Source organism: Rossellomorea marisflavi, from assembly GCF_009806575.1.
GTDB classification, from domain to species: Bacteria; Bacillota; Bacilli; order Bacillales; family Bacillaceae_B; genus Rossellomorea; species Rossellomorea marisflavi_A.
Genome location: NZ_CP047095.1, coordinates 466,537 through 491,125 on the forward strand (window position 1 = coordinate 466,537; position 24,589 = coordinate 491,125).

General features: G+C 51.3%; 25 protein-coding genes and 1 pseudogene. 21 read left to right on the forward strand and 5 right to left on the reverse strand.

From position 1 onward, the window contains the following. The first annotated feature begins 9 nt into the window (after positions 1 to 9). A complete protein-coding gene (gene rbsB, locus D5E69_RS02455) occupies positions 10 to 933 on the forward strand; it encodes a ribose ABC transporter substrate-binding protein RbsB (protein ID WP_159129146.1) in 924 nt (307 codons plus the stop codon). A gap of 54 nt (positions 934 to 987) precedes the next feature. On the opposite strand, the gene D5E69_RS02460 is transcribed toward rbsB, so the two are convergent. Together D5E69_RS02460 and D5E69_RS02465 are read right to left on the reverse strand one after the other, a co-directional pair. Beyond that, positions 988 to 1,524 (reverse strand): MEDS domain-containing protein, encoded by a 537-nt coding sequence (locus D5E69_RS02460; RefSeq protein WP_048005745.1) that lies wholly within the window; start codon positions 1,522 to 1,524, stop codon positions 988 to 990. Between the two features lie 1,212 nt (positions 1,525 to 2,736). Next, positions 2,737 to 3,579 carry a YitT family protein gene (locus D5E69_RS02465; RefSeq protein ID WP_048005744.1) on the reverse strand — a complete coding sequence of 281 codons (843 nt, stop codon included), beginning with the start codon at positions 3,577 to 3,579 and terminating at the stop codon, positions 2,737 to 2,739. 223 nt (positions 3,580 to 3,802) lie between these two features. Here D5E69_RS02465 and D5E69_RS02470 point away from each other — a divergent pair, with 223 nt between their 5' ends. The 13 genes and pseudogenes from D5E69_RS02470 (at position 3,803) to D5E69_RS02530 (ending at position 15,582) form a co-directional block, all read left to right on the forward strand. Further along, positions 3,803 to 4,291, forward strand: a complete 489-nt coding sequence (locus D5E69_RS02470; protein WP_159129147.1) for a MarR family winged helix-turn-helix transcriptional regulator — start codon at positions 3,803 to 3,805, stop codon at positions 4,289 to 4,291. Then, positions 4,257 to 5,861, forward strand: coding sequence for an MDR family MFS transporter (locus tag D5E69_RS02475; protein WP_048005742.1), 1,605 nt, complete (start codon positions 4,257 to 4,259; stop codon positions 5,859 to 5,861). The genes D5E69_RS02470 and D5E69_RS02475 overlap by 35 nt, the downstream gene beginning before the upstream one ends. 186 nt (positions 5,862 to 6,047) lie before the next feature. Beyond that, positions 6,048 to 7,375: pseudogene (locus tag D5E69_RS02480) on the forward strand (phenylacetate--CoA ligase family protein). A 36-nt stretch (positions 7,376 to 7,411) separates the two neighbouring features. Further along, positions 7,412 to 8,350 (forward strand): 1,2-phenylacetyl-CoA epoxidase subunit PaaA, encoded by a 939-nt coding sequence (gene paaA / locus D5E69_RS02485; protein WP_048005740.1) that lies wholly within the window; start codon positions 7,412 to 7,414, stop codon positions 8,348 to 8,350. Between the two features lie 16 nt (positions 8,351 to 8,366). Further along, complete coding sequence (paaB, locus tag D5E69_RS02490) at positions 8,367 to 8,720, forward strand: 1,2-phenylacetyl-CoA epoxidase subunit PaaB (RefSeq protein WP_048005739.1); 354 nt, start codon at positions 8,367 to 8,369, stop codon at positions 8,718 to 8,720. Beyond that, positions 8,717 to 9,535 carry a 1,2-phenylacetyl-CoA epoxidase subunit PaaC gene (gene paaC, locus D5E69_RS02495; RefSeq protein WP_048005738.1) on the forward strand — a complete coding sequence of 273 codons (819 nt, stop codon included), beginning with the start codon at positions 8,717 to 8,719 and terminating at the stop codon, positions 9,533 to 9,535. The genes paaB and paaC overlap by 4 nt, the downstream gene beginning before the upstream one ends. Before the next feature lie 12 nt (positions 9,536 to 9,547). Then, the gene (gene paaD, locus D5E69_RS02500; RefSeq protein WP_048005737.1) at positions 9,548 to 10,027 is read left to right on the forward strand and encodes a 1,2-phenylacetyl-CoA epoxidase subunit PaaD; all 480 of its coding nucleotides are present in this window, start codon (positions 9,548 to 9,550) and stop codon (positions 10,025 to 10,027) included. Positions 10,028 to 10,048: 21 nt separating this feature from the next. Further along, a complete protein-coding gene (locus tag D5E69_RS02505; protein ID WP_048005736.1) occupies positions 10,049 to 10,363 on the forward strand; it encodes an EthD family reductase in 315 nt (104 codons plus the stop codon). After that, positions 10,350 to 11,129 (forward strand): enoyl-CoA hydratase/isomerase family protein, encoded by a 780-nt coding sequence (locus tag D5E69_RS02510; RefSeq protein ID WP_048005735.1) that lies wholly within the window; start codon positions 10,350 to 10,352, stop codon positions 11,127 to 11,129. The genes D5E69_RS02505 and D5E69_RS02510 overlap by 14 nt, the downstream gene beginning before the upstream one ends. A 3-nt stretch (positions 11,130 to 11,132) precedes the next feature. Next, positions 11,133 to 11,906, forward strand: a complete 774-nt coding sequence (locus D5E69_RS02515) for an enoyl-CoA hydratase-related protein (RefSeq protein WP_048014899.1) — start codon at positions 11,133 to 11,135, stop codon at positions 11,904 to 11,906. Positions 11,907 to 11,925: 19 nt separating this feature from the next. Beyond that, positions 11,926 to 13,443, forward strand: coding sequence for an aldehyde dehydrogenase family protein (locus tag D5E69_RS02520; protein WP_048005733.1), 1,518 nt, complete (start codon positions 11,926 to 11,928; stop codon positions 13,441 to 13,443). Between the two features lie 61 nt (positions 13,444 to 13,504). Then, complete coding sequence (locus D5E69_RS02525) at positions 13,505 to 14,380, forward strand: 3-hydroxyacyl-CoA dehydrogenase (RefSeq protein WP_200843183.1); 876 nt, start codon at positions 13,505 to 13,507, stop codon at positions 14,378 to 14,380. Then, the gene (locus D5E69_RS02530; RefSeq protein WP_159129149.1) at positions 14,377 to 15,582 is read left to right on the forward strand and encodes an acetyl-CoA C-acyltransferase; all 1,206 of its coding nucleotides are present in this window, start codon (positions 14,377 to 14,379) and stop codon (positions 15,580 to 15,582) included. Before D5E69_RS02525 ends, D5E69_RS02530 begins: the two co-directional genes overlap by 4 nt. A 23-nt stretch (positions 15,583 to 15,605) precedes the next feature. On the opposite strand, the gene D5E69_RS02535 is transcribed toward D5E69_RS02530, so the two are convergent. Then, a complete protein-coding gene (locus D5E69_RS02535; protein ID WP_048005731.1) occupies positions 15,606 to 16,283 on the reverse strand; it encodes a hypothetical protein in 678 nt (225 codons plus the stop codon). Between the two features lie 172 nt (positions 16,284 to 16,455). Between D5E69_RS02535 and paaX the strand changes: the two genes are divergently transcribed. Further along, complete coding sequence (gene paaX, locus D5E69_RS02540; protein ID WP_048005730.1) at positions 16,456 to 17,331, forward strand: phenylacetic acid degradation operon negative regulatory protein PaaX; 876 nt, start codon at positions 16,456 to 16,458, stop codon at positions 17,329 to 17,331. On the opposite strand, the gene D5E69_RS02545 is transcribed toward paaX, so the two are convergent. Together D5E69_RS02545 and D5E69_RS02550 are read right to left on the reverse strand one after the other, a co-directional pair. Continuing rightward, positions 17,328 to 18,002 (reverse strand): DUF1129 family protein, encoded by a 675-nt coding sequence (locus D5E69_RS02545; protein WP_159129150.1) that lies wholly within the window; start codon positions 18,000 to 18,002, stop codon positions 17,328 to 17,330. The two genes, paaX and D5E69_RS02545, sit on opposite strands and share 4 nt — an antisense overlap. Positions 18,003 to 18,007: 5 nt before the next feature. Beyond that, positions 18,008 to 18,331, reverse strand: a complete 324-nt coding sequence (locus tag D5E69_RS02550) for a PadR family transcriptional regulator (protein ID WP_048005728.1) — start codon at positions 18,329 to 18,331, stop codon at positions 18,008 to 18,010. Between the two features lie 152 nt (positions 18,332 to 18,483). On the opposite strand from D5E69_RS02550, the gene D5E69_RS02555 reads away from it, so the two are divergent. The 6 genes from D5E69_RS02555 to D5E69_RS02580 all read left to right on the forward strand — a co-directional run bounded on the left by D5E69_RS02555 (position 18,484) and on the right by D5E69_RS02580 (position 24,522). Continuing rightward, positions 18,484 to 19,440, forward strand: a complete 957-nt coding sequence (locus tag D5E69_RS02555) for an NAD(P)H-dependent flavin oxidoreductase (RefSeq protein ID WP_048005727.1) — start codon at positions 18,484 to 18,486, stop codon at positions 19,438 to 19,440. Between the two features lie 300 nt (positions 19,441 to 19,740). Further along, a complete protein-coding gene (locus tag D5E69_RS02560) occupies positions 19,741 to 20,694 on the forward strand; it encodes an ABC transporter substrate-binding protein (protein ID WP_148797297.1) in 954 nt (317 codons plus the stop codon). Between the two features lie 18 nt (positions 20,695 to 20,712). Beyond that, positions 20,713 to 21,732, forward strand: a complete 1,020-nt coding sequence (locus tag D5E69_RS02565) for an ABC transporter permease (protein ID WP_048005725.1) — start codon at positions 20,713 to 20,715, stop codon at positions 21,730 to 21,732. Further along, positions 21,716 to 22,510 carry an ABC transporter ATP-binding protein gene (locus D5E69_RS02570; RefSeq protein WP_048005724.1) on the forward strand — a complete coding sequence of 265 codons (795 nt, stop codon included), beginning with the start codon at positions 21,716 to 21,718 and terminating at the stop codon, positions 22,508 to 22,510. Before D5E69_RS02565 ends, D5E69_RS02570 begins: the two co-directional genes overlap by 17 nt. Positions 22,511 to 22,655: 145 nt before the next feature. Further along, positions 22,656 to 23,438: an SDR family oxidoreductase gene (locus D5E69_RS02575; RefSeq protein WP_048012188.1), complete on the forward strand. Its 783-nt coding sequence runs from the start codon at positions 22,656 to 22,658 to the stop codon at positions 23,436 to 23,438. A gap of 688 nt (positions 23,439 to 24,126) precedes the next feature. Then, positions 24,127 to 24,522: a thioesterase family protein gene (locus tag D5E69_RS02580; RefSeq protein ID WP_048005722.1), complete on the forward strand. Its 396-nt coding sequence runs from the start codon at positions 24,127 to 24,129 to the stop codon at positions 24,520 to 24,522. Positions 24,523 to 24,589: the final 67 nt, after the last annotated feature.

Genomic DNA, 24,589 nt, shown 5'->3' on the forward strand with positions numbered 1-24,589 from the left:
AGGTTCCACATGAAAAAACTGATTGTACTTATGATGAGTATCTCCCTCGTATTCCTGGCAGCTTGCTCCCTTCAGCCCCCTGAATGGGCGAAGCCCAGCGGGAAGAAGGATCCGAAAGATCTGAAGATCGGTCTCTCCGTCTCGACCCTGAATAACCCGTTCTTCGTCTCCATCAAAGAAGGGGTGCAGAAAGAAGCAAAGGCGCAGGGCATGAAAGTCATCGTCGTCGATGCCCAGAATGATGCGGCGAAGCAGATCAATGACGTGGAAGATTTGATCCAACAAGGCGTCGATCTTCTTCTCATTAACCCGACAGATTCATCGGCTATCTCTACAGCTGTACAGTCGGCCAACAGCATCGGGATTCCAGTCTTCACCCTTGATCGTTCGGCGGATAAAGGCGACGTGGCCACCCTCGTCAGTTCTGATAATGAAAAGGGCGGGGAAATGGCCGCCGACTATCTCATCAAAGAATTGGGTGAAGGGACGAAAGTGGCCGAGCTTGAAGGGGTACCTGGAGCATCTGCAACACGTGAACGGGGAGCAGGCTTCCACAACCTTGCTGACGACAAGCTTGACGTAGCGGCGAAGCAAACCGCCAACTTCGACCGGACGCAAGGACTCAATACGATGGAAAACATCCTTCAGGGTAATCCTGATATCAAGGCCGTCTTCGCCCATAACGATGAAATGGCCTTGGGTGCCCAACAGGCCATCCAGAGCTCAGGACGGGATGTACTGGTCGTTGGATTTGATGGGAACGAAGATGCCCTGAAGAGCATTGAAGAAGGGAATCTGTCCGCAACCGTCGCCCAACAACCGGAAGAAATCGGCAAGCTTGCCGTGCAGGCAGGGGCCGATGTGCTGAATGGGGAAAAGGTCGAGAAAATGATCCCTGTACCATTGAAATTAGTCACAAAAGAAAATGAGTGAATGAGCAGAAACTGCCCCGACGGTCGTCCCGTCGGGGCAGTTTTTTTGAGTGGGTCAATCTTTATCATGTAGATGGATAGGGTGGCTTGCAAGGAGGCGCTGCCTGAAATCCCCGCTGACGAGTCTGGAATCATATGCGCACACAGAAAGGAGATTCTCTTGTTCGACGATGAAATCGGCTTGTTGTTCTGAATGAAGGAGCTTACTCACTTCGCTTTCATCCCTCCATTCAATATGTGCCCATGTCCTGTACCCCATATCGGGATCGAATTCCCCTTTGAACAGGGTGGGGAGAAGATCGGGGATCGAGTTGATCCGGAAGTCTCCATGTGCATAGTAAAATTCATAATTATTGAGAAACCTGACCTGGTCGAGTTCAGGTGCTGTAAGCAGTTGTGCCAATTTAAGAACGATCATAGGAGCCATCCGGTCGCTTTCGACGATGATGGTGCATTCGTCCTGACGGAGTCCGGCGATGACATAATCCACAACGTTGGAAACGTATTTTTCCTGATCGGTGAAGAAGTAGGCGACATGTCCTTTGGAAAGGCTGCGGAGGTTTGTGACCTCTTGTACTTCGATTTGCTTCAAATTTGCACCCCATTTGATTAGTGAGACGTATTCCATTGATAGTGTGGCGGACCGTTTACTTAAGTGTAACACAAAATATATTTGGAAAATAGATTTGTGGAAATAATAAAAAAATAAGTTTGGTTTATACTAATCCGGTTTACTGGATAGTTGGAAAAGGGGTGTAGTGGTAGTGGTTCGTTCCGTTCCGCTGCGGATGGCCGCTTTCCACGGGGCTTGCGGTGAGCCTCCTCATTCTTGCGGGGTCTCACCCTGCGCGCTATTCCCGTAGGAGTCGTCCACCCTCCGCTGCACTGCACTATGCGGTGAAGAGTGGTGAGGTAAAAACGTGATCTGCCCCAGCATAAGGATGGTGCCAAATCCGTTCCCACTCTTTTATTTGGAGGGGGATAGCGGTGGTAGTGGTTCGTTCCGTTCCGCTGCGGATGGCCGCTTTCCGCGGGTCGAGCGATGAGCCTCCTCGTGCCTGCGGGGTCTCATCCGTCCGCCTTTTGCGCAGGAGTCGGCCACCCTCCGCTACACTACACTATGTGGAGATAATGGGGGTACGGTGGGCTTTTTAAATAGATGAAGTAGTAACTTCAGAAACCATGTTAGTTATGAAGTCTCCTTTCATGAGAACATTACAGTGAATGGTTAAGTGATAATTCCGAGTGGTATAAGGTCCACCATCTTAAAAAGAGGTGCAGTGAGCGAATCACCATTAGAAAACACGGAAGACAAGTAGAAAATCACAGAGTGGATTGAAGCGGAAGGCGCTTGACTCCAGCGGAAAAGGAGGAGTGGCGAGACCCCGCAGGAACGAGGAGGCTCGACGCCCTCCCCGCAGGAAAGCAAGCGTCTGCAGCGTAAAGGAACGATCCCCATCGCATTCATCACTCCTAAAATTAAATCTCCACTCAGAAAGGAACCAGATAAGAGATGAGTCTCACTTATAAATAAATGGCTATTACATCAAAAAAATTGTCACCCTACCTATTTAAAAATCACAGAGTGCATTGAAGCGGAAGGCGCTTGACTCCAGCGGAAAAGGAGGAGTGGCGAGACCCCGCAGGAACGAGGAGGCTCGACGCCCTCCCCGCAGGAAAGCAAGCGCCTGCAGCGTAAAGGAACGGATCCCCATCACATTCCCCATTTCTCCAGAATTAAATCTCCATACAAAAAGGCTGATCCACCACTGTAAACCAGTGTGGATCAGCCTTTTTATACGCATCATGCAAAGGATCGGAAATTCCGTCCCCAAATTTCATGCATGGAGTGGACCGTGATAAATGCTTCTTTATCGGTTGCCTGGATGTAGGTCTTGAGTTTAGAAAAGTCCTTGCGCTCCAGGATCGTGGTGATGACTTCCTTATCATCTTCCGAAAATCCGCCTTTTGCTGAATGGACCGTGGCCCCTTTATGGAGTTCGTGAATGATGAATCCGCGGATGTCTTCACTCTTCTCGCTGATGATGACCACTTCTTTCCGCTCATTGAAGAACTGGATGCTTTTATCGACCAGCACTCCTTTCAGGATCAATCCGAAGAATGCGTACAACCCCGTCTGCAGTCCGAACAAGAAAGCCGAGGCGAGGACGATGAGTACATCGGACAGAAGGACGGCGGTGCCGAGTTCAACATTGATGTACCTGTGAAGAACCTGGGCTAATACCCCTGTTCCTCCTGCGGATGCTTCCTGATAGAAGATCATGGCGACTCCCACGGCACCGAGCAAGGTTCCGATCACAACCTGTACAAGGACATCGGGACTGATCGGCTGGTGGACGGGGAAGAATGATTCCATTCCCCACACGAAACCGTTAAGGATCAGGGTGGCAATCACAGATCTGATCCCGAAGGCCGGACCGATTAAAATCAGGCCGAGGAGGAAGAGAGAGGCGTCCAAGGCGAGCATCAAGGCTCCGACAGGGAGGTTGATGACTTCCGCAAGGACGATCGCCGCTCCGCTTGTGCCTCCTAGGGCAAGGTTATTTGGCGTTAGGAAAAAATGTATATTCAGGGCCATAAGGAAGGCACCTATGACGATAATAAGATATGTTTTGAATAATTTCATATGGTGGAGCAAGCTCCTTTCCTAAAAAGGTTCCATCCCGATTATAAAGAGCTTACGGAGTGAAGTAAACGGAGAAAAGCGATGTAAGCATTTACTTATAAAAGTTTATATAGTGGGTTTTTTCAGACTATATTTTCCGTCGGATCTGTATTGACATTTATTGATCACGACATTAATATTTAAACAGGTTAAATATTATAGTGTGTAAGAAAGGGGGCAGGCCATGAAGAAGAATGATGTCCCGCCTGGCTATATTGAAAGGCTCTTTAAAGCATTTTATATAACCAACAGGCAAATACAGCAGGATATGGCGCAGGCATTCAAAGAACTTCATCTCACGGGACCACAATTCTACATCTTGTATCTCCTATGCCAAGAAGGTGGTGCGAAGCCGACCGAGTTGGCTGATAAACTTGAGGTGAATCCGAGTGCGATTACGGTGATGGTCGACCGGCTGATCAAGGCGGGTCTAGTCCGGAGGGAGAGGGATGAGGACGATCGCAGGATCGTCAAATTGGATAGTACGGAGGAAGGAAGGGCAATCTTTGAGAAAGCGAAGGTTGTTCGGAAAGAGATTTTTACCCGGTATTTATCCTATTTAGAAGAAGCGGATATCGAGCAGCTGGTGATGACATATGAAAGACTCGCTGCCATTATAGAACATACAAAAGGAGAGAATGAACGTGTCAGAACAACAAACAGGAATCAATAGGCGCCTGGTCTTGACCGGTCTGATCATCGGGATGTTCTTCAGTGCCCTTGAGCAGACCGTGGTGGGAACAGCGATGCCGACCATCATTGCGGAACTGAATGGATTTTCCATCTTCGCCTGGGTGACGACCGCCTACTTGATCACATCCACGGTCGTCACACCCATTGTCGGGAAGCTGTCGGATCTATATGGAAGAAGGCTGCTTTATTTGATTGGTGTCATTATCTTTATCATAGGATCAGGCTTGTGTGCCACAGCCGGTACGATGGAACAGCTCGTGTTCTACCGCGGCCTTCAGGGGATCGGGGGAGGCATGATCATGCCGCTGTCCCAGACGATTATCGGTGATATCTTCTCTGCTGAACAGCGTGCGAAGTGGCAGGGGGTATTTGGTGCGTTATTCGGCCTCAGCTCTGTCATCGGCCCCTTCATTGGCGGTGTCATCGTTGACAGCATCAGCTGGCACTGGATCTTCCTGATCAATGTACCGTTTGGGTTCCTTTCGGCCATCCTTCTTTATATCGGGCTGAAAAATGAAAACCTTGGGCGCAAAATAGAGAAGGTCAGTATTGACTACCTTGGCATCATCACATTGGTACCGGGACTCGTGATGCTTCTGCTTGTACTGAACTTCGGCGGTGACAAATTCGCCTGGACGTCCGGAACGAGCCTCCTCCTATTCGGTGGAGCTATTCTTTTCTTAGTTATATTCGGCTTAGTCGAGAAGAAGGCGAAGGAGCCGATCCTGGATCTGAGTTTATTCAAGAATCGCGTCTTCGCCACAACGAACGCCCTCGGGTTCCTTCTCGGACTCGGCATGTTCGGCGCCATCATGTTTGTACCGATGTTCATGCAGGGGATTTTGGGCGTGACGCCTACCCAGGCAGGATCCACGATGACGCCGATGATGATCGCATTGATCGTCGCGAGCATCATCGGGGGAAGGCTTCTGTTGAAGCTGAAGTTCCGTACGGTCCTGACGACCGGCATGCTCATCACGGTTCTCGGCTTCCTGCTCATGAGCACCATGGGACCTGAATCGAAGGAATTCACTGCTTATCTCTATATGGTGGTGATGGGCTTCGGGATGGGCCTTGTGATGCCGACCTTGATGATTGCCATCCAAAATGAATTTCCGAAGTCCCGTCTGGGTGCTGTCACATCGGCTTCGACCTTCTTCCGTTCGATCGGAGGAACGATCGGTATCACCGTATTAAACGCGGTTATGAATCAGTCCCTTCAAGGGAATATGAAGGATGTCGCATCCAGCGAATCAAATCCGGCAGTTGCACAAGTCCTCAAGGCATTGAGCGATAAGACAGACAGCTTGTTCGGAGTCCTTGTGACCCCTGATGTTCTCCAACTGCCACAGGAAATCGGGAAAGCCGTCATTGCTGCTGTCGAAATGGCATGGTCGGATGCGTTCACGACCGTTTTCCTGACAGGTCTCATCTTCATCAGTGTCGGTGTATTCGTCGCGTTGTCAGTAGGTAATGGCAGGATCAAACGGGACCATGAAATTGAAAATGAGCAAAAAGAAGCATCCATGGACCCAGCCTACACGGAATAAGCCAGTTCTCACCTGATTCCATCACGGAGTCAGGTGTTTTTTTCTTCCTATAAGATTTAATTTTCAGAAAATATATTGACATGGGAGGGGAAAAGGCGGTATGTTTTGAATAGCTATATATAACACGTTTTTAATGAATCGGTATTTTAACGTTATATAAAAAATAGTAGGAAGGTGGAGGTGCGGGTGATCCTGCATGAAGTGGAAACGTTGGACCGTGAAGCAATGGAAACCCTGCAGTGGAGCAGGCTGAAGCAAACGCTGGCCGCGGTCTATGATCATGTACCCCTTTACCGGAAAAAGTTTGATGAGCATCAGGTCCATCCTGCCGATCTGCATTCTTTGTCAGATATAAAAATGTTACCGCTTACAAATAAAGCCGACCTGCGATCGCAGTACCCCTTCGGTATGTTTGCCGTACCGAAGGAGAGCATGGTCAGGATCCATGCTTCGTCTGGAACGAGCGGGAAGCCGACTGTTGTCGGGTACACCAGGGGGACATCGAAATGTGGAGTGACATCGTCGCACGGGCCATTGCGACAGGCGGCGGGAAACCTGGCAGCACCCTTCATAATGCCTATGGGTACGGTTTGTTCACGGGAGGACTTGGGCTCCATTATGGAAGTGAACGCTTGGGGATGACGACGGTGCCGGTATCTGGCGGCAACGCGGCAAGACAGATCACCCTTCTCGAAGATTTTCGTCCATCCGTCATCTGCGGGACGCCTTCCTACATTCTGACGATAGCCGAAACGATGGAGTCTCAAGGGAAGGATCCCGCAGGACTTTCCTTGGAGTATGGGATATTCGGTGCTGAGCCATGGTCAGAGACGATGCGGATGACACTTGAGAAGAAGCTTGGAATCAAGGCGTGCGATATCTACGGACTGAGTGAGGTCGTCGGACCGGGTGTCGCCATGGAATGCCATGAAGCGCAGGATGGTCTTCATATCGCAGACGATCATTTCCTTGTGGAGGTCGTTGATCCCGTTACACTCGAGACACTGGATGAAGGGCAATTCGGTGAGCTCGTGTTCACGAGTTTGACGAAGGAAGCATCTCCGATTATCCGGTACCGGACCGGTGACATTGCCTCCATCACGAAGGGGAAATGCCGATGCGGCCGCACAACGACGAGGATGTCAAGAGTGAAGGGAAGGGTGGATGACATGATGATCATCCGTGGCGTCAATGTGTTCCCTTCGGAAATCGAGCACAATCTCCTGCAGATCGAGGAGCTTTCCCCTCATTATCAGGTGTATCTGCGAAAGGAAGGAGCCTTGGATGCGGTAGAGCTCAGGGTCGAGATCAGCGGTTCATTTTCTGAAAAGATTTCACATGAACTTTCACATGAGAAGACAATCCTGCTTGCTTCAAAGGTGAAGGAGATGATGAAGGATCGTTGCTACGTCTCCATGGACGTCACGCTTGTAGGCAAGAACGAAATTCCGCGATCGGAAGGGAAAGCCGTCAGGGTAATCGATTTGAGGAATGAAGGGTTGATAAGTCACTAAAGGAGCAGCGGTCGCTGCCAGAAGGAGGCTGAAAACATGATCAGTCAGGAAAGGACAGACGAGGAACTCATGACAGGATTTTTGGAAAAGATCGAGGCAGACAGGAAGATCGAAGCGGATGATTGGATGCCTGATGACTATCGGAACGCACTGATCAAGCTGATTTCCATGCACGGGATCAGTGAAATCATGGGGGCCCTGCCGGAAAAGGAATGGGTCCCGAAAGCGCCGACCCTGCGCAGGAAGCTCGGAATCATGGCGAAGGTACAGGACGAGATGGGACACGGTCAACTCCTTCTGCGTGTAGCCGAGGATTTAATGAAACCGTATGGGAAAACAAGGGAGGACATTATGCGCGACCTCTTTTCAGGTGACCTGAAGTTCCATAATGTCTTCCACATGGAAGCACCGACATGGGGGGATGCGGGGCTGATCGGATGGCTGGTGGATGGGGCTGCGATCATCACCCAGACCAATATGTTGAATGCCTCCTATGGGCCGTACGCTCGAGCGCTCAAGCGGATTTGTGCAGAGGAAGTCTTCCATGCACAGCACGGCGAAGCTATCATCATGGCCCTTGCAGAGGGTACGCCGAATCAGCGTGCGATGGTACAGGATGCCGTCGACCGCTGGTGGGATTCACTGCTCATGTTCTTCGGTCCTGGAGATGTCAAAACGACGGGGTCGTCCAAGCAGGACATCACGATTAAGTACAAGATCAGGACGAAGACAAATGAACAGCTCAGGCAGGATTTCTTCACTAAATATGTCCCGAGGATCCTGTCGCTCGGTCTTACGTTACCGGACCCGTCGATGGCGTTCGATGAAGCGACGGGGGAATGGACATACAGGCAGCCTGACTGGCAGGAGTTCAAACAGATCATCAAAAACAACGGTCCAAAGTCAAGGGAGCGCCTGCGCCTCAGGGAGTTGTCCTATGAAAACAATGCCTGGGTCCGGGAAGCACTGAGTTAAAGGGGAGAGTGAGAAGATGTCAGGGGATAAGCAGTTTTACCAGGAATTCGAAGTCTTCAGCAAGCGGACGGACGGAGCGGTCATGCAGCATCAATTCAGCCTTCTCGCTCCGAATCACGAGCTTGCCATGATCATGGCCCAGGAGAATTTCATGAGGCGTGAACCGGTCTCGGACATCTGGGTAGTCAAACGCTCCGATGTGCGCATGATGACCCCGGATGAAAGGGGAACGCTGCAGCGGCTCGATAATAAGGATTACCGCAATGCGAAAGGCTACGGTTATCTGAAGAAAAAGTGGCGTCAATACGAGCAGGAGATGCTCGATGAAAAAGAAATCATGTCCTGGGGAGAGTTGGTGAAGAAGAAATGAATCAGTACGAGTTGAACACGATCCCGGATGAAGGATATAAGCAGGCGCTCTCCTCTCTCCTCTACCTGCTGGCAGATGATGATTTCATCCTTGCCTACAGAGGGTCCGAATGGCTGGGCCTGGCACCACACATCGAAGAGGATGTGGCTTTCTCCTCGATCAATCAGGATACGATGGGGCACGCCTCCATGATCTACGAGCTGTTGGAAGGCCTCGGTGAAGGAACCGAAGACGAGCTCGCCCATGGCCGTCCCCCGGAAGAACGAAGGAATGCCATCATCTTGGAGGAAGTCAATGGACCGGGTGATTACCTGATCGAGCCACGGTATGACTGGGCGTTTGCTGTCGTGAGACATTATTTCTATACGGTGGCGAAGAAGGTTCGCATGGATTCCCTCAAGCAGTCAAGTTATGGTCCGCTTGCAGAGGCTGCTGTCAAGATCAACACGGAGCTGTACTATCATCTTCTTCACTGGCAGACGTGGTTCACGCAGCTTATGAATGCAGGCGGGGAGGCGAGGAAACGGATGGAAGACGCCGTCTCGCGGATATGTGACGACTTTCTGGGGGTCCTGACCCTCGGACCGGACGGGGAAAACATGGCCCGATATGGACTCATTGAAGAGGAAGCCATTCTCGCCTCCCGATGGACAGAAGCGCTGAAGAAACCATTCGATTCGACAGGAGTCCAGCATCCACCGGTCATCCGGAGCTTAAGGGGAGATGGGCGTAAGGGAGAACATACCGGTGATCTGACTGATGCCCTTCATACACTCAGTGAAGTGTATAGACTGGAGGCATCCGCAACCTGGTAAAGGAGGGAAGGCATGGAACAGACGGTCATGAAAATGCTTGAAACGGTTAAGGACCCGGAAATCGACTCCATCTCGATTGTCGATCTCGGAATGGTCCATTCAATCGAGATGAGGCGGGAGGGCTGTACCATCAAGCTCCTACCCACCTTTGCCGGATGTCCGGCTCTGGATATCATCAAAGGAAATGTCAAAAAGGCGTGCATGTTGCAACCGGGAATAAAAGAAGTCGAAGTACGCTTCGTCTATACACCACCTTGGACATCGGACCGCCTCACACAAAATGGAAGGGAGAAGCTGAAAGAATTCGGCATCGCCCCGCCTCCCGAGACATTTACGAGCCTGGAAGAGTGGGAGATCCATTGTCCATATTGCGATTCCCATTACACGTCAATGGAGAATCTATTCGGACCGACAGCGTGCAGAAGCATCCTGTACTGCAAGGAGTGCCGGAACCCATTTGAAGCGATGAAGCCGATTTCCACAACCATGTAAAAAAGAAAAGGAGAGATGGATATGGTTAAGTTGATTGCACTGTATAAGCACCCGGAGGATAAGGAAGCGTTTGATGAGCATTATTTCAATACCCACGGACCGATCACGGCAAAGATCCCCGGTCTGAAGAAGATGGTGGTGACGAAGATCACAGGATCTCCGATGGGCGGGGAGGGCGACTATTATCTGATGTGCGAGATGTACTACGACAGCCATGAATCAATGAAAGCAGGTATGAAATCGCCTGAAGGAAAGGCATCGGGCAAGGATCTCATGGGATTTGCCGGAGACCTCGTCACCCTTATGATCGGGGAAGAGACCGATGGGTCAGCGTGATGAATTCATCACGGTGAAGGTGGAGGATGCAATCGGGATCGTTGAATTGAATCGTCCCGATGTGCTGAACGCCCTGAATCGCCAGATGGTCTCTGAAGTGGTCGGAGCGTTCGAGCGGCTCGATCGTGACGGAAGCGTGAAGGTCATTCTTCTGATGGGAAGGGGACGCGCTTTTGCGGCGGGTGCCGATATCAAGGAAATGGCAGATGCCGGTCCAGTCGATTTTGAGCTTCTGGATCCCTTCGCACCTTGGGACCGGATGACCCTCATCAAAAAGCCTATTATAGGAGCCGTGCATGGATTTGCCCTCGGCGGGGGATTTGAGCTTGCCCTCAGCTGTGATCTGTTGTTTGCGGCGGAGGATGTCCGTTTCGGGTTTCCCGAGGTGAATCTCGGCGTCATGCCCGGTGCCGGGGGAACCCAGCGGCTCACGAAGCTGCTTGGGAAGACTAGGGCAATGGAATGGCTCCTGTCAGGTGATACGTTCTCAGCCGAAGAGGCCTTACAGTGGGGCATCGTCAACCGGACGATCCCGCAGTCTTTATTAATAGAAGAAACAAAGCGTTTTGCCCGAAAGCTGGCCGACAAGCCTCCGCTTTCGCTGCGTCTGATAAAAGAATCGGTACACATGGCGGTGGATGCCACGGTATCGGAAGGGATGAAGCAAGAACGGAAGAACTTCTATCTGTTGTTTGCCTCTGAAGATCAAAAAGAAGGAATGAAGGCGTTTGTGGAGAAACGGACAGCCGAATTCAAGGGGAGGTAAGCCATGTTTGAAACCATCCGTTATGAAGTGAAGGACTCAGCAGCCTGGATCACCCTGAATCGGCCGGACCGCCTCAATGCCTTCATCCTCCAGCTTAATCGGGAAATCCAAAAGGCGGTCAAGACGGCAGAACGGGATGAAGGGGTGAGGGTGATCGTCATCACCGGGGAAGGCAGGGCCTTTTGCTCCGGCCAGGATCTCAGTGAGGTGGATGAGAACATGGATCACGGTGAAGTGTTACGTCGCCAATATGGGCCGATGGTGAAGGCGATGGAGGATTGTCCGAAACCGATCATTGCCGCCGTCAACGGGGTCGCCGCCGGTGCCGGCTTCAGCCTCGCCCTCGCCTGCGACTTCCGCCTGGTCTCCGAGAAAGCAAGCTTCATCCAATCATTTGTCCATGTCGGGCTCGTACCGGATTCCGGCAATCTCTATTACTTAAGCAATCTGGTAGGCTATGCAAAGGCGATGGAACTGGCTGTACTCGGTGAAAAGGTCAGTCCTCGGGAAGCAGAAGATCTCGGGCTTGCCACCAAAGTGATCCCGGCTGATTCATGGGAAGAGGAGACTGCGAGATTCGTAGGACGGATCGCCTCCCTTCCGACGAAGGCGATCGGTTCGATGAAGCGGCTATTGAAGGATGCGCCGAAGCGGACATTTGACGAGTATTTGGAGAAAGAAGCCTACGCCCAGCGGATGGCCGGCATGACCGCGGATCACCGGGAAGGTGTCGAAGCATTTATGGCAAAGAAGAAACCTGTTTTCGAAGGACGATAATCCCAAAGGAGATGAAGAGATGTCGACAGTGAAAGAACAGACGTTTGACGTGTTGGAAATGAAGAGGGAACATTATTCCTTAATTATCGGAGGACAGCGAACGGAAAGTGAATCCGGCGAAACCTTCACCACCTATAATCCGGCTACAGGGGAGCTACTTGCCACCGTGTCGCTTGCAGGCATAGAGGATGCAGAGAAAGCCGTACAGGCTGCCCGCAATGCCTTTGATTTCGGCAAATGGAAAAAGGCTCCTGTCAATAAACGTTCACGTACTCTTAATAAAATCGCAGGGATCATGCGGTCAAGATTCAATGAGCTGGTGGAGCTAGAAATAATGGACAGCGGAAAGGCCCTGTCGGCTGCACAGGGTCAGGTCATGCAGGCGATCGAGGACTTTGAGTTCTATGCAGGCGCCATCGTCGGTCACAGGGGCACGGTGAATCCGGTCCCGGGTCAATTCACCAATGTAGCAGAGAAGGAGCCGGTCGGAGTCTGTGCGCAGATCATTCCGTGGAATTATCCATTGATGATGGCCGCATGGAAGATTGCACCCGCCCTTGCCGCCGGATGCTCCGTGATCGTGAAGCCTGCGACCCTGACCCCTCTTACAGCAATCGTCCTGGGTGAGATCTGTATTGAAGCCGGCGTACCGGAAGGAGTCATCAATATCATTCCAGGCTCGGGTTCAACGGTGGGGAATTATTTAGTGGAGCACAAGAACGTGGATAAAGTCGCGTTCACAGGCTCGACGCCTGTAGGGAAGAACATCATGGAAAGGGCGTCACAGACATTGAAGCGCGTCACCCTGGAGCTCGGCGGGAAATCCCCGAATATCGTCTTCCCGGACGCCAACCTGGATGCAGCGGTCGACGGGTCTCTCTTCGGAATCTTCTATAATACCGGTCAATCCTGTGAAGCGCGGTCCAGACTGTATGTACATGAAGATATCTATGATGCGTTCATGGAGAAATTCGTCGAGAAGACGAAGAAGCTCACCCTCGGTGATCCTCACGACAAAGGAACACATATCGGGGCCGTCATCGATCAGAAGCAGGTGGATACAATCCATGAGTATGTGACATCGGCAAAAGAAGATGGTGCAACGATCCTGACCGGAGGAAAGCAAGCAAAGGTGGAAGGCTTTGAAAAGGGAAGCTGGTATGAGCCGACGATCATCACCAATGTCAGCCATGACATGAAAGCCGTAAAAGAAGAGATCTTCGGACCAGTAGTGGTTGTGATGACGTTCAAGGATGAGAAAGAAGCGATCCGCATGGCCAATGACAGCGAATATGGTCTCGGATCTGCGATCTGGACGGAGAATCATGGGCGTGCAACACGGGTGGCCAAAGCGATCCAGGCCGGAATCGTCATGGTGAACTGCCCATTCTCCGCGTTCCCTGGCACCCCGTTCGGCGGATACAAGCAATCCGGGTTCGGTCGGGAGCTTTGCGTCGAGACGCTGGACCTGTATACCGAGACGAAGAGCATCATTTCCTATTTCGGCAATCGTCCACTGAATCCATTCGGTGTGTAATGAAACAGACAGGGGTTGTCCTTTCCGGAGGTCAACCCCTTATTTCAAGAGAGGAGAGGGTATCATGCGGAATCTCGTTGTAGTCGGTTCAGGGGTCATGGGTAGAGGGATTGCCTACGTAAGTGCGGTAGGTGGATATCGGACCACCCTTGTGGATATTAAGGAAGAACAGCTGCTCCATGCAGAAAGGGAGATTGCAGGATACCTGCAAAAAGGGATAGAGCGCCAAAAGCTTACGGCGGATCAATACGAAGAAGCAAGAGGGAACCTTCATTATTCTACCAATCTGTCGATTGCCGTATCGGATGCTGATTTTGTCATCGAGGCTGTACCGGAAGACCGGGAGCTGAAGCGCTCCGTATTCCAGGTGCTTGACGCCCATGCTCCTGAATCATGCTGTTTTGCCACCAACACGTCCACGATGAGCCCGACGGAAATCGGTTCATACACGAAAAGGCCCCAAAAGGTCATCGCCATGCACTTCTTTAATCCCGTACATAAAATGCCCCTGATCGAAATCATCAAGGGCTTGGAGACGGATGAAGAAACGGTGGAGGCCGTCCGCAAAGCGGCACGCACCATGGGGAAAGAGACTGTCATCATCAATGAATTTCCCGGATTTGTTACAAGCAGGATCTCGGCTCTCGTCGGGAATGAAGCATTCTTCATGCTCCAAGAGGGGCTCGGGACACCGGAAGACATTGATAAAGCCATCAAGCTTGGGTTGAACTATCCCATGGGACCGTTTGAGCTCGGCGATCTGGTCGGATTGGATACGCGCCTCAATAACTTGAAGTACCTCCATGAAAAACTCGGCGATAAATACCGTCCGGCCCCCCTGTTGGAGCAGTATGTGAAGGCGGGAAGGCTGGGGCGTAAGACGGGCAGGGGCGTGTATGAGTACTCTGTGGAGAAAGAAAAGGAGAAGTCGACATGAACGAGGTTGTGATCATTGATGCCGTGAGAACCCCGATTGGGAGATACAAAGGAAGCCTCAAAGGGGTGAGACCTGATGATCTGGGGGCGGTCGCCATCAAGGCCCTGATCACTCGGAATCCCGATGTGCCTCTGGAAGCCATTGAAGAAGTGGTGTTCGGAAATGCAAACGGAGCCGGAGAGGACAATCGGAATGTGGCCAGGATGTCGGCCCTGTTGGCAGGACTTCCCGTCGAAGTGGGGGGTACCACGATCAACCGGCTGTGCGGATCTGGACTGGATGCGGTGAATTATGCGGCCCGTGCCATCCTGGCAGGTGAGGGGGAGATCTTCATCGCAGGAGGAACGGAGAGCATGACCCGTGCCCCCCTGGTGATGAGAAAGCCTGAAGGGGAGTTTCCCCGGGGGAACATGGAGCTGTTTGATACGACCATCGGGTGGCGGTTTGTGAATCCGAAGATGAAGGACATGTACGGAACCGATTCCATGCCGGAAACAGCCGAGAACGTGGCGAAGAAATTCAATATCTCCCGTGAAGAACAGGATCGTTTTGCCCTGGTAAGCCAGATCAAGGCCAGAGAAGCGCAGCTACACGGACGCTTGGCGGATGAGATGGTGCCGATCGATGTGTTCCACAAACGGAACGGGACCATGCGCGTTACCCAAGATGAGCATCCGAGACCGGAAACCGATCTCGCAAAGCTTGCAGGATTAAAGCCGCTGTTCAAGGGCGGGACCGTCACGGCAGGCAATGCTTCAGGGGTGAACGATGGGGCTGCTGCCCTGCTCCTGATGAGCAGGGGCAAAGCGGAGAAGCTGGGATTGACGCCTCTCGCCCGGTATGTGACGTCCGCTGTGGCTGGCGTGGAACCATCCGTCATGGGCATCGGCCCCATCCATGCCACCAAAAAGGCATTGTCTAGGGCCAATCTCACCATGGAGCAAGTCGGACTGGTGGAGTTGAATGAAGCATTTGCCGCCCAGTCCCTCGCCTGCATCAGGGAGCTTGGGATCGATGAGGCAATCGTGAATGTCAATGGGGGGGCAATTGCATACGGACATCCCCTCGGGGCGAGCGGCGCGAGAATCCTGACGACACTCCTGCATGAGATGAAGAGGCGGGATGTCCGATATGGCCTTGCTACCATGTGCATCGGGGTCGGGCAGGGAATCGCTACCGTGGTGGAAAGGCTGAAGGGGTAAAGACACAGGCAAACCCGCGACCATCATGCCGCGGGTTCGATGTGTTGTTTTGTATGAGAGGCTTGAAAGGCAGCCGTACCGACAAGAGAGGCGATCAAGGCAAGCTCGAACAGGTTTGTCACGGCCCCGCTGTCCACTGGGATGCTGACGGCACTGCCGATCGTCATGATCAGGGAACCGAGGAAGAACCAGATCCATCCTTGTACCTTCCAGACGGCAATCGATGCCGCAAGAAGGACGATGGCCACGACGAGGACCATGATCGGCGGGCCGGAAGAGGATTCGGCATTTCCATATGACAGCACGCCGTACGACCATTCCGGTTTCACTTTCAGGCCGATGACCTCTGTAAGGAGTTCCACAGTGATCAGTCCGATGGTGATAAGGAAAGCACAAGAGCGGAATGCCGTCGTCCGTGCGGCCCTGATTCCTCCTTGTTCAAGGGACTTCCAGGCGAACAGGACCAGGAGCGGAGTGAAGAAGGCATGCATGTAATACCGGACAAGACTCAGTTCCTTCAGGAGCCGTCCTTCCCCTATGTATTTCCCCGAGGCGATGATGCCGTTATCGTAAATGAGACCTGCGATGACGGGAAGGAGGAACGCGATGCTGAGAGCATGCCGTCTCCTGAGGATCCGGATCGACATGATGATGAGGACGATATAGGCGATGGTAAAGGCAGAGAATAATAGAGTATCCATATAATAGTCCTTTCTGCTGTTTTTTTAATCCCTTCCCTTAATGGACCATGTTGAAACAGGTGATGTAAACGCTTCTTCTTTCAGATAATTATGATATTATAATAGTTATACGTTAAGAACACGTCACGCGATAGCGGCACATCATAGATCGGGCGTAAAAGGAGAGGCTTGCATGAATACAAGATCAATGATCTTCACTTTGTATGGGGATTACATCAGCCATTACGGAAATAAAATCTGGATCGGGAGCCTGATCCGGCTTCTGAATGAGTTCGGCCACAATGACCAGGCAGTGAGGGCGGCCATTTCGCGAATGAACAAACAGGGCTGGGTCCAGGCAGAGAAACAAGGGAATAAAAGTTATTACACATTGACCGAGCGCGGTGTCGACCGGATGGAAGAAGCTGCGAACAGGATCTTCAAGCTGAAGCCTGAGGAGTGGGACGGGAAGTGGAGGATCTTCATGTATTCCATTCCGGAAGAAATCCGAAGTATTCGGGATGAACTCAGGAAAGAACTGGTTTGGAGCGGATTCGGCACGATGTCCGCCAGTACTTGGATTTCCCCCAATGACCTGGAGAAGCAGGTCCGGCAGCTGATCCGGAAATACGAGATCGAAGAGTATGTCGACTTCTTCATTGCCGACCATAAAGGGCCGAGTGAAAGCAGAAGACTCGTAGAGAAGAACTGGGATCTGGAAGAAATCAATGCCAAGTATGAGGAGTTCATCGCGGAGTACAGCCGCATGTATATGATCGATAAAAGCAAGATCGCCAAGGGGCAGATGACCGATGCGGAGTGTTTTGTGGGGCGGGCAAAGCTTGTCCATGAATACCGGAAGTTCCTTTTCGTGGATCCGGGACTGCCCGATGAACTGCTGCCGGATAAATGGCTCGGCGGTCATGCCGCCACGCTATTCGGGGAGTATTATAAGGAGCTTGCCGAGCCCGCCTCCCGCTTCTTCGAGAGTGTATTCGAAGATGGGAACGAGCTCACAAATAAAGATACATCCTATGACGTGATGAACCATCCGCTCCTGATGGATTAGAATCTTTTTCTGGAAATCAACTTGTACAGGCCGATCATGATCAATCCCGCGATTAGGGACGCCCACCAGCTGAAAGGAAAAGAAGGGCCAAGGTCGGGTAGGAAAAACAAGGCAAGGAAGAATGGCAAACTGATTGCCGCAGCGCCCAATCCGCCGATCAGCGCCATCTTGCCGGCTGAATCTTTTTCTTGAAATAGTGAACGCTTGATGATGGAAAAGAACATTTTGAGTTCTGCCATTGTGGTGAGGAGCAAGATCACGGCCAGAATGGCTGCCGAGCCGATGAACACATCATTTTCCACTTCTTTGAAGAAAGAAGTGATCAGCAGGCCTGCTCCGCGGATGGCCAGGAAAATACCGAACAGGTTCAAGGCCATTAGGGAAATGAACCCGGCTACGCTCCGTTTGCTCTCGGGAGGAAGTTGTTCGATAAGCTCGTCTGCATATGCTTTCGGATCGGATCCGAAGATCATCATAGCCGTTTTTCCTTCTCCCTGCCCTTCCAGGAGATGCTCGAGGATCTCCATGAGGATTTCCTCTGTCTGCTGTTCAGACAGGGTGAGCTGGAGGCGGAGGTACAATAAGATATCGGAATAATATTTCTCGTTCTCTTCTGTCAGTTTTTCTCTCTTTTGGTTATTCAATTCGATCAGTTCTTTTGCTGCGAGCAATGGTGTTACCCCCTTTTCAGTAGTTGGTTGACCGGGACGGACAGATGCTCCCACTCCTGGGTGATCTCTACTAGCGCGGCTGTGCCGTCTTCGGTCAGTGAATAATATTTTCGGTTCGGGCCTGACTCGGACGGCCGCATTTCGCCTGTGATCCATTTATTCTTCTGCAGGCGGAGAAGGACGGGATAGATCGTTCCTTCACTTACATCCTGCAGGCCGGATGCCTGAAGTTTCCTGGATAATTCATAGCCATAAACGGGCTCCTTTTCAATGACGGCCAGAATGCAACCATCAAGAATCCCTTTAAGCAATTGGCTTCGGATCGACATGATGATTCTCCTTTAGGTATATTGTAAAACAAGATACTGGGATGAAAGTTCAGCTACCTTGTTACACAAAGTAGCTATGAATAGCATAAATGCTGGAAGAGGTTTTGTAAACCTCTTTTTTAAATCGTGAATAGAGTGGAGGAGGAATCGATATGAATAGACTCACGAAGTGCCTTGGGATCCGGTTCCCCATTATCCAGGGAGGCATGGGGAACATCAGCAATGCCCGCCTGGCTGCCGCCGTGTCGGAGGCGGGTGCCCTGGGGACAATCGGAACGGGGACCATGGATGTGGAGGAAGTGGGGGGAATCGTCCGGGATCTGAAGATGCTGACGACCCGGCCTTTTGCCATGAATATCCCGATCACGATGACGCCTGAACTGAAAGGCATGATCGGGATCGCCATCACGGAAGAGGTTCCCGTAGTTTCCCTATCGGCAGGAAATCCGGGACCGCTCATTCCTGTCCTTCACGACCACGGAATCAAAGTGATCTGCGTGGTGGCGTCCCGCAAGCAGGCAAGGAAAGCGGCGGATGCAGGGGCAGACGTCCTGGTGGCAGAAGGGTATGAAGCGGCGGGCATCAACTCCCATCTCGAGACAACGACCCTGGCCCTTATCCCGCAGATCGTGGATGAAGTAGACGTTCCCGTCGTGGCAGCCGGGGGAATTGCGGATGGACGCGGGCTTGCCGCCATGCTCGCCTTGGGCGCAAGCGGAGTCCAGATGGGAACCCGATTCATCGCGACCAAGGAAGCTCCTTTTCATGAGCGTTATAAAGAAACCCTCCTTGCGGCGAATGATCATGGAACGGTCATCGTGGGGCGGAGTGTAGGGAGGGTACGGCGCGTTTTGAGGTCGCCCTACGCGGAAAGGGTATTGGATCTGGAAAAACGGGGAATGACCCTGGAACAGTATTCGGAACTGACCTCTGAGGACAACCACCGTAAAGGTGCCCTCGAAGGAAGACTTGATGAAGGATTCATCAATGGCGGACAGGTGGCAGGACTGATTGGGGATGTACCGACCGTCAAAGAAATGGTGGACGGGATGATGACCGATGCCTCAATGGTCCTGAGGACCCTTTCTGGCACTATGAAGGTTGAATAAGAGACAAAAAGCAGCTGGTGAGGAAGACGCCGGCTGCTTTTTTCGTTTAAACCGCTAAAATCTTCTGGAAATCCTGATTCAAAACAACTATACTGAGAGTAATTTTTAAATTTTCCGAATATTATTGACTATTTTGTGACGGCAGTGATACTATAACGTTGTAATAACGGTCGGTATCATTTTTATCACAGAAAGGATTCGGTAGTCTTATGGACTATTAATCATATAACTTGTGATCAAAGGGGGATTTCTGTGAAAAAGAAAGGTTGGTTACTGGGTGCATCGTCCCTGCTCCTCGGGATGATGATTTTATCGGGGTGCGGTTCGTCTGAGAAAAGCGGTAGTGGTGGAAAAAAGGAATATGTGATCGGGGTGAGTCAGATCGTCGAGCATCCATCGCTGGATGCAGCTTACAAAGGGTTTAAGAAGGCACTGGAAGAGAACGGATTCAAAGAGGGCGACAATGTGAAATACGATGTGCAGAATGCCCAGGGTGATCCGAATAATTCCCAGACCATCGCCAAAAATCTCGTCGGGGACGGGGTGGACCTCATTTTCGCCAATTCAACACCGAGTGCACAGCATGCCCTGAATGCGACAAAGAAGATCCCCATCGTGTTTACATCGGTGACGGATCCCGTCGGAGCTGAGCTGGTGAAATCGTTCGAGGAGCCGGGGGAGAATATCACGGGTACATCGGACAACCATCCCGAAGCCACCTCCAAGACGATCTTTTTTATCACAGATGAACTGAAAGCAAAGAATATCGGGGTGATCTACAACTCTGGTGAACAGAACTCCGTCGTGCAGGCCAAAGAAGTGAAGAAGCTCGCTGAAGAAAAGGGAGCGAAGGTCGTGGAAGCGTCTGTATCCACTTCAGCGGAAGTGAAGCAGGCTACTGAATCGCTTGTAGGTCGTGTCGATGCCATCTATGTCCCGACAGACAATACGGTGGTCTCAGCACTAGATGCCGTCATCGGCGTTGCCAATGATAAAGATATCCCGCTCTTCGTCGGAGAACTTGATTCCATGAAAAAGGGTGCGGTAGCTGCCAGTGGATTCAGCTATGAAGATCTCGGATATGAAACGGGCCTCATGGCTGTGAAGATCCTTAAGGGTGAGAAGAAACCGTCTGAGATCAGCGTGGAGTATCCGAAAGATTTCAAGCTTATGATCAACAAGAAAGCGGCCGAAGAACAGGGTGTCGAAGTGAAGGATGCCTGGAGTGAACTCGGAGAATTTTACGAAGAGTGATAGAAAGGATGATTCAAGATGCCAACGGCCATATTTGCCTCCTTTGAGTCCGGGATCATTTACGCCATCATGGCCCTCGGAGTCTACCTGTCCTTCAGGATATTGGATTTCCCTGATCTGACAGTGGACGGGAGCTTCGTGACGGGGGCAGCCGTTGCAGCGACGATGATTGTGGGCGGAGTGAACCCCGTCGTTGCCACGGTCACTGCCATGGTGATCGGCTTCGTCGCAGGATGTGTAACAGGGCTCCTCCACACATTCGGAAAAATCAATGCGCTCCTGTCAGGAATCCTCATGATGATTGCCCTCTACTCCATCAATTTGAGGATCATGGGGACATCCAATGTGTCCCTTTTAAATGAAGATACGGCTTTTACGGGAATCACAGGCCTGATTGGATCCCTTGGGATCGACCAGGCACTAAATGGTGTCTGGAATGCAGTCGGATTAGGCGAGCCACTGCCTGATACGTGGGCGGTCCTCCTGTTCATGACGATCGTGACGCTGGTGATCAAGTTTTTGACGGATGCGTTCCTCAAGACAGAAGTGGGTCTTGCCCTAAGGGCGACTGGCGATAATCAACGGATGATCCGGAGCTTTTCTGCCAATACGAACCTCATGATCATCCTTGGCCTTGGGATTTCCAATGCGTTGGTGGCCCTGTCCGGGGCACTGATTGCTCAGTACAGCCGCTTCGCCGATGTCGGGATGGGGATCGGTATGATCATCATCGGTCTTGCATCCGTCATCATCGGTGAAGCCCTTTTCGGTACCAAATCCATTGCAAGGACGACACTTGCCGTCATCGGAGGTGCCATCATCTATCGTCTGGTTGTCTCCATGGCCCTTCGCGTAGACTTTCTTGAAACGGGTGACATGAAGCTGATCACAGCGACGATCGTCATCCTCGCACTCGTCATGCCGAAAGTCATGGAGAGGTATAAGGACAGGAAGCGCAAGGCAAAGCGCATGGCCGAAAGGATGAAGGCCGTTCCGGTCTCGGAAGGAGAGGGTGGCAGCAGTGTTACGATTAAATAGGATCCACAAAGTCTTCAACGAAGGAACACCGGATGAAAAAATCGCCCTTGATGATATCCAGCTTTCCCTGGAACCGGGCGACTTCGTCACGGTGATCGGAAGCAACGGGGCCGGAAAATCAACGCTCATGAATATCGTCTCGGGGGTCATGATACCAGATGTCGGAACCGTCCACATCCAGGATCAGGATGTTTCGAAAGTTTCGGAGTATCGAAGATCCAAGCTCATCGGACGCGTTTTCCAAGATCCGATGGCAGGCACGGCCCCTTCCATGACCATCGAAGAGAATCTTGCCATGGCGTACTCGCGGAATCGCACGAGGGGCTTCAGGCTCGGTGTCACGAAGAAGAGGAAGGCGTACTTCAAAGAAGTGCTGGAGAGCCTTCATCTAGGGCTGGAAAATCGGCTCAATGCAAAAGTCGGGCTGCTATCAGGAGGGGAACGTCAGGCGCTGTCACTGCTCATGGCCACCTTCACGGAGCCCTCAATCCTCCTTCTGGATGAACACACGGCAGCACTTGATCCAGCACGCGCTGATCTGATCACGAAGTTGACCCGGCAAATTGTGGATCAATACGCCCTGACCACCCTCATGGTCACCCACAATATGCAGCAGGCCATCGATTTAGGGAATAGGCTGATCATGATGGATAAAGGACAGATCATCCTTGAAGTGAATGAACAAGAGAAGAAGGGCTTGACCGTTGAAGGACTCCTTCATGAGTTTCAGCGGATCCGCGGCAGCAAGCTTGCCAGTGACCGGGCCCTTCTCTCGTAAAGAAAGCCGGCCCCTGAAGGCCGGCTTTTCGGTGCGAGTCGAGTTGATTGCCCTTCGAATGGAATAGGCGTAATCTACTAGTAAGGACAGGAAATTCATCCCTGCCCGGTTCTGGTAAACCATCAAGAATAGGAGAGATTTCAAAATGAAACGTTTTGAAGGCAAAGTAATCTTGATCACTGGGGCTGCGTCCGGACTTGGACATGCTGCGGCCATGCAAATTGCTTCAGAAGGAGCAAAACTGTCACTCGTGGACCTTAACCAAGGCGGATTGGAAGAAGTGAAGCAGTCGATTCTATCATCTTACAGTGAAGCGGAAGTGCTGTTGATCGAAGCGGATTGCTCCGACGAAAGCGCCGTTAAGAAATACGTTGATGAAACGGTGGGGCACTTCGGTCAAATCGACGGCTTCTTCAACAACGCAGGAATTGAAGGGAAACAGAATCTCACAGAGGACTATGGCACGGATGAATTTGAACGTGTAGTGAACATCAACTTGAACGGTGTCTTTTATGGCATGAAATATGTACTCAAAGTCATGAGGGAGCAGGGCTACGGTTCCATCGTCAATACGGCATCCGTCGGAGGGATCCGAGGCGTCGGGAATCAATCCGGTTATGCGGCAAGCAAGCACGGCGTAGTCGGCATGACCCGCAATTCCGGTGTGGAATATGGCCAGTACGGAATCAGCATCAAAGCCATCGCACCAGGTGCCATCATGACACCGATGGTCGAAGGCTCCCTTCGCCAAATCGGAGGCGATGACTGGGAAGCGGCAGGCAAGGAATTCGTCAGCGTCAATCCGATGAAACGCTTCGGAAAACCCGAAGAAGTCGGGTACCTCGTAGCCTTCCTGCTATCCTCCCAAGCAGACTTCATCAACGGAGCCGTCATCCCGATCGACGGCGGACAATCTTATAAATACTGATCAACAAATAGAATACCAGCAGTAAAAAACAAGAATGAGGCCAAGCCCACATTCTTGTTTTTTTTATGTTTTAGAGAACTATTAGGAAGTAGATTGAGAAATATAGTTGAAGGGACTCTTCAAGCTGGTGGATCGCATGATTAGTATTCCGTGAGTTTTTCAAACACGCAGATGTAGACTAAGGATGAATACCTACCAAAAAATGCTTCATCAAAAAACAATTCTTAAATCATAAGAATCCAGAGTGGATTGAAGCGGAAGGCGCCTGACTCCAGCGGAAAAGGAGCATGATCGAGACCCCGCAGGCACGAGGCTCGGCATGCTCCCCGCAGGAAAGCAGGCGCCTGCAACGAAAAGGAACGGTCTACTGTTCAATTTAGCCCCATAAAGAATGCTTACCCTGGATTCATTAATTAATGAATCTAAGAACATTACATATAAAGGGAATTCATTCAGCTCATCCCCTACAAGAATCCCAGAGTGTATTGAAGCGGAAGGCGCCTGACTCCAGCGGAAAGGAACGGTCTCCTCTTCATTACTCCCCCATAGAAACGCCCATTCCCTTTAAAAACTATAAGAATTTTTAATTTTAACAATTTATTGACTATTTATAAAACAAAATGTTATTATATCGTTGAATTAACGTTATATTAATATCCATAATGCAATCGTTTAAAGGAGGAAAGCGATGAAGTCCGGATTGACTGTTGGGCACACGCTTGAAATCATCATTGATGTGACACCCGATATGCACGCAAGCTTTGAAGGGGAAGTGGTCCACCCGGTCTATTCCACCGTCCAAATGGTCTATCACATGGAATGGGCATCCCGTCAAATCATCCTTCCTTTCCTGGAAGAAGAGGAAGAAGGGATGGGTGCCGAAGTAAAGGTGATGCATCGTTCACCAGCACGGACGGGAACCCGGTTGAGCATCACGGCCACCGTGACCCGAATGAATGAAAGAGGCATTTGGACGGAGATCATGATCCGACGGAAGGAAACGGACTCCATTGTAGGAGAAGGGGAAGTAAGGCAGGTTGTGCTTCCGAAACAAACAATCGCTGAACGTATCGGGACTGATTGAAGACGATAAGGGGGAACTCGCATGGCAAGCCTATCCGATAAAATGAAAACGTTTACAAAAGAGACGG

What these genes read in the sequence shown, in the direction of transcription:
- rbsB (WP_159129146.1), top strand. Translation starts at nt 10, where the DNA reads ATGAAAAAACTGATTGTACTTATGATGAGTATCTCCCTCGTATTCCTG.
- D5E69_RS02465 (WP_048005744.1), bottom strand. Translation starts at nt 3,579, where the DNA reads ATGAAATTATTCAAAACATATCTTATTATCGTCATAGGTGCCTTCCTT.
- D5E69_RS02470 (WP_159129147.1), top strand. Translation starts at nt 3,803, where the DNA reads ATGAAGAAGAATGATGTCCCGCCTGGCTATATTGAAAGGCTCTTTAAA.
- D5E69_RS02475 (WP_048005742.1), top strand. Translation starts at nt 4,257, where the DNA reads ATGAACGTGTCAGAACAACAAACAGGAATCAATAGGCGCCTGGTCTTG.
- paaA (WP_048005740.1), top strand. Translation starts at nt 7,412, where the DNA reads ATGATCAGTCAGGAAAGGACAGACGAGGAACTCATGACAGGATTTTTG.
- paaB (WP_048005739.1), top strand. Translation starts at nt 8,367, where the DNA reads ATGTCAGGGGATAAGCAGTTTTACCAGGAATTCGAAGTCTTCAGCAAG.
- paaC (WP_048005738.1), top strand. Translation starts at nt 8,717, where the DNA reads ATGAATCAGTACGAGTTGAACACGATCCCGGATGAAGGATATAAGCAG.
- paaD (WP_048005737.1), top strand. Translation starts at nt 9,548, where the DNA reads ATGGAACAGACGGTCATGAAAATGCTTGAAACGGTTAAGGACCCGGAA.
- D5E69_RS02505 (WP_048005736.1), top strand. Translation starts at nt 10,049, where the DNA reads ATGGTTAAGTTGATTGCACTGTATAAGCACCCGGAGGATAAGGAAGCG.
- D5E69_RS02510 (WP_048005735.1), top strand. Translation starts at nt 10,350, where the DNA reads ATGGGTCAGCGTGATGAATTCATCACGGTGAAGGTGGAGGATGCAATC.
- D5E69_RS02515 (WP_048014899.1), top strand. Translation starts at nt 11,133, where the DNA reads ATGTTTGAAACCATCCGTTATGAAGTGAAGGACTCAGCAGCCTGGATC.
- D5E69_RS02520 (WP_048005733.1), top strand. Translation starts at nt 11,926, where the DNA reads ATGTCGACAGTGAAAGAACAGACGTTTGACGTGTTGGAAATGAAGAGG.
- D5E69_RS02530 (WP_159129149.1), top strand. Translation starts at nt 14,377, where the DNA reads ATGAACGAGGTTGTGATCATTGATGCCGTGAGAACCCCGATTGGGAGA.
- D5E69_RS02535 (WP_048005731.1), bottom strand. Translation starts at nt 16,283, where the DNA reads ATGGATACTCTATTATTCTCTGCCTTTACCATCGCCTATATCGTCCTC.
- paaX (WP_048005730.1), top strand. Translation starts at nt 16,456, where the DNA reads ATGAATACAAGATCAATGATCTTCACTTTGTATGGGGATTACATCAGC.
- D5E69_RS02550 (WP_048005728.1), bottom strand. Translation starts at nt 18,331, where the DNA reads ATGTCGATCCGAAGCCAATTGCTTAAAGGGATTCTTGATGGTTGCATT.
- D5E69_RS02555 (WP_048005727.1), top strand. Translation starts at nt 18,484, where the DNA reads ATGAATAGACTCACGAAGTGCCTTGGGATCCGGTTCCCCATTATCCAG.
- D5E69_RS02560 (WP_148797297.1), top strand. Translation starts at nt 19,741, where the DNA reads ATGATGATTTTATCGGGGTGCGGTTCGTCTGAGAAAAGCGGTAGTGGT.
- D5E69_RS02565 (WP_048005725.1), top strand. Translation starts at nt 20,713, where the DNA reads ATGCCAACGGCCATATTTGCCTCCTTTGAGTCCGGGATCATTTACGCC.
- D5E69_RS02575 (WP_048012188.1), top strand. Translation starts at nt 22,656, where the DNA reads ATGAAACGTTTTGAAGGCAAAGTAATCTTGATCACTGGGGCTGCGTCC.
- D5E69_RS02580 (WP_048005722.1), top strand. Translation starts at nt 24,127, where the DNA reads ATGAAGTCCGGATTGACTGTTGGGCACACGCTTGAAATCATCATTGAT.